This is a genomic window from Bacteroides sp., from assembly GCF_028690125.1.
In the GTDB taxonomy this organism is placed as follows: Bacteria; Bacteroidota; Bacteroidia; order Bacteroidales; family Bacteroidaceae; genus Bacteroides.
The window spans coordinates 12,714-25,097 of the sequence record NZ_JAQVBV010000041.1; the positions used below are offsets into that span (position 1 = coordinate 12,714).

Here is a 12,384-nt window from a genome sequence, read left to right on the forward strand (position 1 = left end):
TGAATCTATGTATGAACATGATGAACGAATTGTAATGACACTTGATGCCGGAGGAACAAACTTCGTTTTTTCGGCAATGCAAGGTTATCGAGAGATAGTAGATCCTATTTGTTTGCCGGCAGTATCCGACGATTTAGAACGTTGCCTGTCTGTTCTTATAGAAGGTTTTTTGGAAATTGAAAAACGATTGCCGAGACTTCCGGTAGCTATCAGTTTTGCTTTTCCGGGACCTGCCGACTATGAGCATGGAATTATAGGCGACTTGCCCAATTTCCCCGCTTTCAGAGGAGGAGTAGCACTTGGTCCTTATTTGAAAGAGCAATTTGGCATTCCTGTTTTTATTAATAACGATGGCAACTTATTTGCCTATGGCGAAGCATTGTCCGGCACTCTTCCTGAGATGAATAAACTCCTGAAAGCTGCCGGTAGCAGCAGAAGATATAAAAATTTAATAGGGATAACGCTAGGTACGGGATTTGGTGCGGGAGTGGTCATCGACAATCGGCTGCTGACCGGAGACAATGGTTGCGGTGGCGACGTCTGGATCATGCGAAATAAGAAATATCCCGAAATGATTGCGGAAGAGAGTGTTAGTATTCGTGCCGTCCGGCGGGTATACCAAGAACTTAGCGGAACAGATGCTTCTTTGCTCACGCCTAAAGATATTTTTGATATTGCCGAAGGAACCAAAGAGGGAAATCAGCAGGCTGCCATCCATAGTTTCCACGAATTAGGAGAAATGGCAGGTGACGCAATCGTTCGTGCGTTGAATATAGCAGATGGTCTGGTAGTAATCGGAGGAGGAGTAGCCGGGGCAGCCAACTATATTCTTCCGGGCATTATGGAAGAGATGAACAGACAGATCGGCACGTTTGCCGGAGCCTCTTTCCCGTGTTTGCAAATGGAAGTATTCAACCTGGCTGAGAAAGAAGGCATGGAAGACTTCCTGAAAGAAAAGAATACGATGGTGAATATTCCATTTTCGAGAAAACAGGCGATATATACCAGTCATAAGAAAGTAGGTATAGCCGTTTCATCATTGGGAGCGAGCAAGGCGGTTGCTTTGGGTGCTTATACCTTTGCTCTGTCTCAATTGGAAGTATAATAAAAGAAGAAATTAAAATAGAAAAACGAGTATAATTATGATGGCGTTGAAATGGGTAAGTGCCCTGTTGGTTCTAACAGGTATGGTAGGGTGTAATACTCCCAAAAATCTTAATCTTGTGGACTATGTAAATCCGAATATCGGAACCACACATAGTCGTTGGTTCTTTTACACTCCTGCTGCCGAACCTTTCGGATTAGCCAAATTAGGAGCTTCTACCAATGGCACTTACGGAAACAATCAAGGCTGGGAAGCGGTTGGCTACGAGGATGGACATACTTCTATCGATGGTTTCCCTTGTCTTCACGAGTTCCAGATCGGCGGTATTTCTTTGATGCCGGTTACGGGAGAAGTGAAGACCAATCCGGGCAAGTTGGAAGAACCGGATAACGGTTTTCGTTCTCGCTTTGATAAGAAAGATGAAACGGCCCGTCCCGGATATTATGCTGTTTTGCTGAAAGACTATCAAGTCAAAGCGGAACTTACGGCTACGGCTCGTGTCGGCTTTCAGCGATATACGTTTCCTGAGTCAAAGAATGCACATATTCTTTTTAATATAGGAAACAGGCAGGGAGAAAGCGGAGCTGTACGCGACGCGTATATTAAACAGGTGGACGAGAACACCATAGAAGGATATGTCATCACGGAACCGGAATACGTAAAGAAGTATCAGGCGGGTGCTTCCGTTGCCATGTATTTTTATGCTCAATTAGATCGTGCGCCGGAATCGGTAGAAGTCTTTTATCAAGACAGCACGCTGATGCCGGGTAATGAAATCAAAGGACCGGGAGCTATCCTGTGCCTGAATTATAACACGAAAAAGGATGATGTGGTGAATGTGAAAGTGGGTCTTTCCTATACCTCTATCGAAAACGCGAAACTGAATCTGGAAACAGAGGCCGAAAAGCTGACTTTTGATGAGGCTATGCAAGCGACAACGGATAAGTGGAATGAATCATTGAACCGCATCGTGGTTTCGGGAGGTACGGAAGATAGTAAAGTCAAATTCTATACCGGATTGTATCATGCTTTGTTGGGTAGAGGACTTGCCAGTGATGTGAACGGGGCTTATCCGAAGAATGACGGTTCTATCGGACAAATACCGCTCGATAAGGATGGAAAACCTACATACAACCATTATAATACGGATGCTATTTGGGGGGCATATTGGAATCTGACTTCTCTCTGGGCATTGGCTTATCCTGAATATTACAATGATTTTGTCAATAGTCAGTTGCTCGTGTACAAAGATGCGGGCTGGCTGGGCGATGGTATTGCTACCAGTAAATATGTTTCGGGAGTGGGAACCAACATGGTTAGTATCGCGTTGGCAGGTGCTTACAACAGTGGTATCCGTAATTTTGATGTCGAAACGGCTTATCAGGCGGCTCTTAAAAATGAACTTGGTTGGGAAGGACGCATTGAAGGTGCCGGTAAAATGGATGTGAAGCAGTTTGTTGAGAGAGGTTACGTACCTTTTGAGAATAGTGTATTCTTCGGTACTCATCCTGCCGGTTCCACTTTTTCAGCATCTCATACGTTAGAGTATAGTTTCAGTGCCTATGCTGTTGCTCAATGGGCAAAAGCATTGGGACATACGGAAGATTACAAGCGTTTGATGGGATTGTCGAGCGGTTGGGAAAAATTGTTTGACGATTCTTTGAAGATGATTCGCCCTCGAGTGCCTGAAGGTGAATTTATCGACAACTTCAATCCGCTGGAATCGTGGAGAGGCTTTCAAGAAGGAAACGCAATGCAATACACTTTCTTTGTTCCCCAGAATCCGGGTCGTTTGATTGAAAAGGTGGGTAAGGAAGAATTTAATCATCGTCTCGACTCTATTTTCACGGAGGCACGCAAATCCATCTTCGGTGGAGGAAAAGTAGTGAACGCTTTTTCCGGTTTACAAAGCCCCTACAATCATGGGAATCAACCGAGTCTGCATATCTCCTGGCTCTTCAATTACTCCGGCAAACCGTATCTCACTCAAAAATGGACTCGTCTCATTTGTGATGAGTTTTACGGAACGAACGGGGAGCATGGTTACGGCTACGGTCAGGATGAAGATCAAGGGCAGTTGGGTGCTTGGTATGTGATGACTGCCATGGGGCTGTTCGACGTACAAGGTGGTTCGTGCGAACGTCCTACTTTTCAAATTGGAAGTCCCTTATTTGACAAAATTGAAATCAAGCTCAATCCTTTAAATGCCACAGGGAAATCATTCGTCATTGAAACGGTGAATAATGTGCCGGATGCCTATTATGTACAATCGGCTACTTTGAATGGAAAACCGTTGGAACAATGTTGGATGTATCGGGATGAACTTTATCAGGGTGGAGTCTTGAAACTGACAATGGGGAATCAGCCCAACGAACAATGGGGAGCAGAAAATCCACCTCGTTGTTCCGAATAAAAAAGTGATTTAAATAAAAAATAAGATAGTTATGAAAACACAACACTCTATATATAAAGCCCTCCCCATTCTTTTTGGGTTCTTCGTAATGGGTTTCTGCGACATTGTCGGCATATCTTCCGACTATGTACAGCGTACTTTCGATTGGTCTCCGGCAATGACAGGCTTTGTTCCTTCGCTTGTTTTTATCTGGTTCCTGTTTCTGGGAATTCCCATAGGGAATCAGATGAACAAATGGGGGCGCAAAAATACAGTATTACTAAGTATGGCAATTACTGTAGTGGGTATGTTGTTGCCCTTGATCATTTACAACAGCGCGACTTGCATGATAGCTTATGCTTTTCTAGGAATAGGAAACGCTATTCTTCAAGTTTCACTGAATCCTTTATTAAGCAATGTGGTTACTAGTCAGCATTTACTGACTAGTAGCCTCACGGCAGGACAAGTGATTAAAGCTGTTTCTTCCCTCGTTGGACCGGAGATAGTTCTGTTAGCCGTCGCTCATTTCGGAGATGATAAATGGTATTACTGTTTCCCGATATTAGGTTTCATCACTCTTCTATCGGCTGTCTGGCTAATCGCCACCCCTATCAAACGAGAAGATGCTACTGCCGCGAAACAACAACTTCCTATGAGCGATACTTTCCTCTTGTTGAAAGATAAGACGATTCTTTTATTATTTCTGGGCATATTCTTTATTGTCGGCGTAGACGTGGCTACCAACTTTATGAGTTCCAAACTAATGGCCGAACGTTTTGACTGGACAACGGAACAGGTAAAATTTGCTCCTCAAGTCTATTTCTTGAGTCGTACGATTGGAGCTTTACTGAGTGTTTTCTTCTTGGCTCGCATTGCCGAAATGAAATATTTCAGGGTGAACATCATCGCTTGTCTTCTCTCATTGCTGATTCTGGCCTTCGTGAAGGACGAATTGATTAACCTGATTTGTATCGGTGCTGTGGGCTTCTTTGGTTCTTCGGTGTTCTCCATCATTTATTCGATGGCACTGCAAGCGAGACCGGAAAAAGCCAATCAGATTTCAGGACTGATGATTACTGCCGTTGCAGGTGGTGGAGCGGTCACTCCTATTATTGGCATCGCTATCGGAAAGGTTGGAGTCATTGGTGGAGTTTTCGTTACGTTAGTTTGTGTAGGGTATCTTACTTATTGTGCATTCGGGATAAAAACAGCCAAAAATTAAAGAGAGCAACTCTTTTTGTCGTTTTCCCTTATATAATTAATAAACACTTTTGCTACCACGCTCTCACTATTGTAATCAAACTCCTTATTCATAATGCTTTCAGCGATGGTAGCAACCGTGGTAGCAGAGTGAGAGCAAATACTGGTAATAAATACATTATAGCTCAGAGATTGCTATAGAATTTAAAAAGATAAAGCAACCCAAAGGTTTGCATTTAACACAGACTATCAGGATACTATAACATAAGAAACTGCTTATACTCATCATTCGCCTTATCCAGAAGTGCCTCCGCCATACAAGCATTTTCCTCAAAAAATGAATGTTGCAAATCTATGCCTACTTTCTTGACCGACTTACTCCAATTTCCAACGACACGCCCTTCATGAAGTAATACCGGATAAAATAATCCATTATTGGTAAACGCTTTCGGATAAAACTCTTTAGGTAGAACATCTGTCCGGTCTTTATACGCTATCAAATATTCATCATAAGAAGGAAGCAGATGCAAATTATCAGCTGATTTTCCACGAGTCCGGCAGGAGTTATGAATATACCAAGTCTGATCTTTCCATTGCTCGGCAATCAATTCGGAATCAATCAGATATACTGCCTGTCTCGCCTCTGAAATTGACAATCCCGACCACCAGAGAAAGTCTTGTAAAGTAGCGGGAGCATGACTACGAAAGTAGCTTCTTGCCAGACGGGCTAAAGCCTCATCTTTCGTTATTTCAGGTACAGGGGCAACCCGTTCTTCCAAAAGCATATACGTATGTTTTCTACCCTCTCCTTCACCGCTACAAACAACCCCTTCGACCTCTGCACGTGCCAAGAAACGGGTCATGTGATATTGATCTGCTAAAAGTCCGGAATGCTCATAGTGCTCGGCAATATCTTGTTTTGTAAGGCTTTTATTCCCACAAAGAATCTTTTCTAACAAGTTGTTACTTTTCGTATAAACCTCCTCCGTAATGTCCAGGCTATGTCCTTTTGCATAAGAATCATTTGCAGCCTTAATACGTTGAGCAGAAAGTTTCAACATCCACCGGATATCTTCCGCAGCAACCAAATGCCATGTCGGTCGCATTACATGAGTTCTTAATATATCTCCTTCTTGCAACGCTTTTTCAACTGTTTGTATAGTTGCCAATTTTAAACGCATTCCAACAGCCCATTTTACCATTGTATATTCTTGGGCCTGCATAGCTCCCATCCAAGACACTAATTCTTTAGGATGGCAGAATTGTGGCTTCAGTAACTGTTGATTTAAAAGACGAATTGTAAATAGATTCATATCAGAGGCTTTTCATTCACAAAAATAATATTTCGACTCCATATATATACCAATATCCTACAAGTTTTCTTTTTAATAATCTTAAAACATTAACAGGCATACATATAAACAGAGATTTTAATCCATTTTGCAAATTAAAGAGACAGAGAGTCTAAATAATATTCCTTCCTGCTTCTGTTCTTATTTTAATGATTAATTCTACTAGTAATTCGTATATTTGCAGATAAAATTATTTATTCATCTACATGAAACACGAATTGGAAGACATACTAAAAACGTTTGAAAAGAAAGGTATCAATCGCCGCCACTTTTTCAAACTGATGGCAGCGGCAGGCTTAGTGACCGCTGTCGGCATATACAAGGCGAACGAATTCTCAAGTAATGCCAAAGGTAAAATTGTCATTATCGGTGGAGGAGCTGCCGGTATCAGCATGGCTGCGCGCCTAAAAGACTGGTTAGATGAACCGGATATTACATTAATTGATCCCAGTGATCGTCATTTTTATCAGCCGGGATTCACCTTGGTCGCATCGGGTGTCTACCAACCCGACGAAGTATGGAGAAAACAAGAGGACTGTATGCCGAGCGGTATCAAGTGGATCAAAGATTCTGTTGCAGCTATTGATCCGGGTAAAAACCAAGTGACAACTAAAAACAATGGAAAAATCGGTTATGACTTCTTAGTTCTGACACCGGGGCTTCAGACCAATTGGGAAAAGGTAGAAGGTATCACACAAGCAACTTTAGGACAAGGCAATGCTCATAGTATCTACGATTTCGAAGGTGCACAAAAAACTTGGAAAGCCTTGCAAGAATTCGGAAAGACAGGTGGTAAAGCCATTTATACCGATACCTATACAAAACATAAATGTGGAGGTGCACCCAAAAAAATATGTTTGCTGACAGATGATTACACCCGTAAACAAGAGACACGCGACAAAGCTGACCTTCACTTCTATACAGCCTCCAAAGAATTGTATGATATTCCTTTCTTCACTCCACGCCTGTTGAAAATCTACGATGAACGCAATATCCCCATCAATCTGAATGTTCGTGTGAAAGGGGTAGATACAGCTGCCAAACAGGTACATTTCGAAAAGATTGAAACCATAGACGAGCAAAAAGTCTATACTCCATTTGTAGAAGACTATGACTTCCTTCATTTTACACCGCCCATGTCGGCTCCCGATTTCGTGCGTGAAGCCGGATTAGGCTGGACAGAAGGTAAGTTGGCTGCCGAAGCCTGGGTAATGGTAGATCAAGAAACATTAGTCCATAAAACTTACCCGAATATTATCTCTCTAGGAGATGTCGCCGGAATCCCGACCAGTAAAACATCGGCTGCCGTTCGCAAACAGGTACCGATTGCCGCAAAAAACTTGATCTCCTTGATGGAAGGTAGGGAACCAGAGGAAAAATATGACGGATATGCCGCTTGCCCAATCGTGACAGACTACGGACACGTACTACTGTGTGAATTCAACTATAAGAAAGAACCGGAGATTTCTTTCCCATTCAATCTAATCGACACTTCGACAGAACAACGGGCGGCTTGGCTGCTGAAAGTTCACATTCTGAAGCCTATGTATTTCTACGGAATGTTGAACGGATTTGCATAGAAATCGGGATAACTCCCGATAACCCAAAATACCCAACAGACAGTCCCCAACCCATTTTGAAGTGCACCCCAAAAGTTAGACACAAAAACTTTAGGGATGCACTTCATTTCTACGAGTCCGGGGACTTTTGTTTTATTCATCTATTCTCACGTTTGCATAAGTAAAAAGATCCCATACATTCTAACTTTCACGAAATAAACAGACGTATATTCTTTTTATTCATACCATTATAATATCTTTGTTAGGTAATATAAACAATAACAATGAAAAGAAGAATATTTGATTTTTTAATGTTACTTATTATATCGGCATTCTTTTTTGCGGGATGTATACAGGACGACGATTCGGAACCGAACGGAGCTAACATTCAAGTGAATGATGAGTTACCTACATTTTCCGTACGGTTGAATACGGGTGAAACAATTACCAGCCAATCATTAGAAGGAAAAATTTCATTCATAGTGCTGATGACCGTAACTTGCCCGGACTGTATTGCCGAACTTCCCATTATAGAAAGACTGTATACAGAATACAAAGACAATAAAGATATTGTCATATTCACAATTAGTCGTGAACAAGGAGAACAAATAGTAGGAAAATTCTGGAAAGAACAGCATTACACAATGCCTTACTCGGCTCAAGAGGATCGAACCGTTTACAGTTTATTCGCCAAAAGCGGAGTTCCACGCATCTATATTTCCAATAAAAACAGAATAGTCCAATATATATATACAGATGATCCTCTTGCCAAATATGAGGAGCTTAAAGCAACTATAGAATCATTAATCAAAGCATCCAATAAATTACCAGAAAAGCACAAGTTATAAAGTGTATAAAAGCATCGAATCTATTTGAAAACAAAAGTTTATTTGATCTTTATTTCTTCTTTTGTAATAATCAACCATACTAATACGACTAACTTTCCATAACGAGTAAAAAATAAAAGAAGTGGAAGAAGAATTCATCGAACAGATAAACCATTATCAAGGGATATTACAAAAAATATGTAACATCTATTTTTACAAGCATCCTTACAGAGAAGATTATTATCAAGAGATACTAATACGATTGTGGAAAGCATACCCTATGTTCAAACAAGAAAGTGCTTTTTCGACTTGGTTGTACAGGGTTGCCTTAAATGCCGCCATCGATCTGGTACGAAAGGAGTGTGTACGGCCTATCCATAAAGAATTATCAGCAAGAGAATATCTCATACACGATATACATTCGGAAGATAATTCCACGACAGATAAAAAAGAGCAATTATACCAAGCAATTAATCAGTTAGACAATATAGAAAAAGCAATTATCATTCTTTATCTTGAAGGTTATGAATACAAAGAAATATCAACTCTTATAGGTATTTCCGAGACCAATGTCGGAGTGAAAATTAATAGAATCAAGAAACAACTCATAAAACGGATAAAAGATGGAAGAAAATAATTTAAAAGAATTCTGGAAAGAAATACATACTAGTACCGAACAGCTTCCTGTTAATATAAAGGAGATTATACGTAAGAAACATTGCAATGTAATTTCTCAAACATTACATCGCCAAAAGATTCTAATTTGCTTGTTCGCTACCTGCCTGATAATTTCAGTAGCAGCCAGTATTTTCGATATGATCGTTATGGAAAAATTCTCTATTTGTCTATGGATACCATGCGCTTTTTTATTATATTTGTTACTATCAAGTATTAGACACTATCAACTATTTACAAGGTCAGCCGATTTATATTCAATCACAGATTCCGATGCTATACTTAAAAGACAATTAAAACGGAAGATCAATTTTGATTTTATGATCTATCTGATATATTTTTATGGGATGGCAATCAGATTAATCTATATGTATTTTAGCAGTTCGGATGAATTAAAAAGTATTTCATTCCTTATAATGCTCTTTGTTGGACTTCTTTTTATTATTCCCTGGTTAATAAGATATCAGCAGAAACATCGATACAGATATTATTTTAACTCACTTGATAAGAGTCGTAAGCAGTTGGAAGTCTCCGAATAAATCTCTACTTTTGTCCTCCATAACAAAGAACATACTTAGAATGGTACGCTATAAACTCACTTCTCCGTCAATGGTAAAAGCAACAATCCAGTTGCCGGCATCCAAAAGTATCAGTAACCGCGCACTCATTATCAATGCGTTGGGTAAAGGTGTTTATTCTCCTGAAAACTTGTCCGATTGTGATGACACCCAAGTTATGATAAAGGCTCTGACGGAAAGTAAAGAGACTATTGATATTATGGCTGCCGGAACGGCTATGCGCTTTCTGACGGCTTATCTAAGTGTTACTCCGGGAGAACGTACCATTACAGGGACTGCTCGTATGCAGCAACGTCCCATACAAATATTGGTTAATGCTCTTCGTGAACTGGGAGCTGAAATCGAATATGCAGGAAATGAAGGTTTTCCTCCATTACATATTATAGGGACGGAATTAAAGAAGAATGAAATCACATTGAAAGGGAATGTAAGTTCCCAATACATTTCCGCTTTATTAATGATAGGTCCTGTACTTAAAAACGGACTAATATTACATTTAAGTGGAGAGATCATTTCACGCCCTTATATCCACCTTACCCTACAATTAATGAACGATTTCGGAGCAAAAGCTGCATGGACTGCTCCTGACAGTATCTCCGTCGCACCACAACCATACGAGAGCATTCCTTTTACAGTAGAAAGTGATTGGAGTGCTGCCTCTTATTGGTATCAGATTGCAGCATTATCTTCCGGAGCAGAAATAGAATTATTGGGATTATTTCACCATAGCTATCAAGGAGATAGTCGTGGAGCGGAAGTTTTCTCACGATTGGGAATCACTACCGAATTTACAACTAAAGGTGTGAAATTGAAAAAAACCGGTAAAGCACCGGAAAGATTGGAAGAAGACTTTGTTGATATTCCGGATCTGGCACAAACATTCGTTGTAACCTGTGCTTTACTGAATATTCCTTTCCGTTTTACAGGTTTACAAAGTCTAAAAATCAAAGAGACGGACCGTATTGCAGCTTTGAGAAACGAACTGAAAAAATTAGGATACCTGATAGAAGAAGAAAATGATAGTGTGTTAATGTGGAATGGCGAACGTTGTGAACCGGAGCAAACGCCAATTATTCAAACATACGAAGATCATCGGATGGCAATGGCATTTGCTCCGGCAGCCATATGCTATCCAAATCTACAAATAGCAGAGCCACAGGTTGTTTCCAAATCATATCCTAATTATTGGGAAGATTTGAGGCAAGCAGGATTCCAAATAATAAGCGAAAAGTAAATGTTACGTTGTGAAAGATTTCAATAAATACACTTCACATATCAATTTTTCTCCTGTTATAGGCTTTACAATCCAACAAGGGAAACCGGTTAATTATAAAAAGGGAGAATACTTTGTCCGACAAGGAGAAATCTGCAAAACATTAGGATTTGTAGCTTCCGGCTCTTTTCGCTACTGTTGTATCAATAGTTTGGGAGAAGTGAATATTGTAGGCTATACCTTTGAGGAGTCTTTTGTCGGTAACTATCCTGCTGTACAACTACAAGATAAATCAAACGTAGACATACAGGCTCTATGTGATTGTACTGTTTATGAACTCACTCACCAACAAGTTAATGACTTTTATGAAGCTAATGCGGAGAATCAACGATTGGGACGTCACATTGCCGAAACCTTATTATGGGAAGTCTATGACCGAATGATTTCAATGTATAGCCTGACACCGGAAGAACGTTATCTTGAAATTTTAAATCGTTGTCCCGGCTTATTAAAACTCATCACTTTAAAAGAGCTGGCTTCCTATCTGCTGATCCGTCCCGAAACACTTAGCCGAATACGAAAAAGAGTTGTTCGCAAACAATAGCATACGCTTGCATCCATACAAATATCATTATAAATATCAGTACAAACTCCTGCCCAAATAGTTAAACTACAAAACTCTTTCAATTCTTGATTTCAATCAAGAACATTCTCACTTCCCTCCTCTACTTTTGCAGGCAAAATCAAACTGATATTCACATCATGAAAAGAATAATGATTATAGGTGCCACTTCAGGCATTGGTCGCGGATTAGCAGAACAGTATCTTCGAGAAAATTGTCTGATCGGCATTACCGGACGCAGAGAAAACTTACTTAAAGAACTCTACGATCAAAACCAAGATCAAGTATTTTATCAGGTATGTGATATCACCAACACCCAAACCACCCTCTCAAGATTAGAATCACTTGTGCAGAAAATGGGAGGAATGGATATTCTGATTATCTGTGCAGGAACAGGAGAGTTAAACCCGGAATTATCTTATCAGTTGGAAGAACCAACTCTATTAACCAATGTAATTGGATTTACGAATATAGCCGACTGGGGATTCCGCTATTTTGAAGCTCAAAAGAGTGGCCATTTAGTAACCATTTCTTCTGTAGGTGGTACACGAGGAAGTGGCATCGCTCCCGCTTACAATGCTTCCAAAGCCTATCAAATCAACTACATGGAAGGACTTCGACAAAAAGCGACCAAATCTCCCTACCCTATTTATACTACGGATATTCGTCCCGGATTTGTAGACACCGCAATGGCAAAAGGAGAAGGACAATTCTGGGTAACCCCGGTAGATAAAGCTGTAAAACAAATAACAAAAGCCATCTCTCATAAGAGAAAAATAGCCTTCATCTCCAAAAGATGGAAATATGTAGCATGGTTGTTCCGATTAATACCTCCCGCTCTTTATTGCAGAATGTAATTAA

General features: G+C 40.3%; 10 protein-coding genes. 9 read left to right on the plus strand and 1 reads right to left on the minus strand.

Going from position 1 to position 12,384, the window contains the following annotated elements; genetic code table 11:
• Positions 1 to 7 precede the first annotated feature (7 nt).
• From PHO71_RS20625 to PHO71_RS20635, 3 genes are read left to right on the plus strand one after another with little or no spacing between them, the layout of a single operon-like run.
• Positions 8 to 1,105, plus strand: coding sequence for an ROK family protein (locus PHO71_RS20625; protein ID WP_300206972.1), 1,098 nt, complete (start codon positions 8 to 10; stop codon positions 1,103 to 1,105).
• Between the two features lie 37 nt (positions 1,106 to 1,142).
• Positions 1,143 to 3,518, plus strand: a complete 2,376-nt coding sequence (locus tag PHO71_RS20630; RefSeq protein ID WP_300206974.1) for a GH92 family glycosyl hydrolase — start codon at positions 1,143 to 1,145, stop codon at positions 3,516 to 3,518.
• A gap of 31 nt (positions 3,519 to 3,549) precedes the next feature.
• The gene (locus PHO71_RS20635; RefSeq protein ID WP_300206976.1) at positions 3,550 to 4,719 is read left to right on the plus strand and encodes a sugar MFS transporter; all 1,170 of its coding nucleotides are present in this window, start codon (positions 3,550 to 3,552) and stop codon (positions 4,717 to 4,719) included.
• Positions 4,720 to 4,954: 235 nt separating this feature from the next.
• On the opposite strand, the gene PHO71_RS20640 is transcribed toward PHO71_RS20635, so the two are convergent.
• Positions 4,955 to 6,010, minus strand: a complete 1,056-nt coding sequence (locus PHO71_RS20640; RefSeq protein WP_300206978.1) for a winged helix DNA-binding domain-containing protein — start codon at positions 6,008 to 6,010, stop codon at positions 4,955 to 4,957.
• A 245-nt stretch (positions 6,011 to 6,255) separates the two neighbouring features.
• Between PHO71_RS20640 and PHO71_RS20645 the strand changes: the two genes are divergently transcribed.
• The 6 genes from PHO71_RS20645 (at position 6,256) to PHO71_RS20670 (ending at position 12,380) form a co-directional block, all read left to right on the plus strand.
• On the plus strand, positions 6,256 to 7,629 hold the full coding sequence (locus PHO71_RS20645) for an FAD/NAD(P)-binding oxidoreductase (RefSeq protein WP_300206981.1): 1,374 nt from the start codon (positions 6,256 to 6,258) through the stop codon (positions 7,627 to 7,629).
• 263 nt (positions 7,630 to 7,892) lie between these two features.
• Entirely contained in the window at positions 7,893 to 8,456 is a 564-nt protein-coding gene (locus PHO71_RS20650) for a TlpA disulfide reductase family protein (protein WP_300206983.1), read from the plus strand.
• A 121-nt stretch (positions 8,457 to 8,577) separates the two neighbouring features.
• Positions 8,578 to 9,072, plus strand: coding sequence for an RNA polymerase sigma factor (locus PHO71_RS20655; protein WP_300206985.1), 495 nt, complete (start codon positions 8,578 to 8,580; stop codon positions 9,070 to 9,072).
• A gap of 617 nt (positions 9,073 to 9,689) precedes the next feature.
• Entirely contained in the window at positions 9,690 to 10,922 is a 1,233-nt protein-coding gene (locus PHO71_RS20660; RefSeq protein WP_300206988.1) for a 3-phosphoshikimate 1-carboxyvinyltransferase, read from the plus strand.
• A gap of 10 nt (positions 10,923 to 10,932) precedes the next feature.
• Positions 10,933 to 11,505, plus strand: a complete 573-nt coding sequence (locus PHO71_RS20665; RefSeq protein WP_300206990.1) for a Crp/Fnr family transcriptional regulator — start codon at positions 10,933 to 10,935, stop codon at positions 11,503 to 11,505.
• A 158-nt stretch (positions 11,506 to 11,663) separates the two neighbouring features.
• A complete protein-coding gene (locus PHO71_RS20670) occupies positions 11,664 to 12,380 on the plus strand; it encodes an SDR family NAD(P)-dependent oxidoreductase (RefSeq protein ID WP_300206992.1) in 717 nt (238 codons plus the stop codon).
• Positions 12,381 to 12,384: the final 4 nt, after the last annotated feature.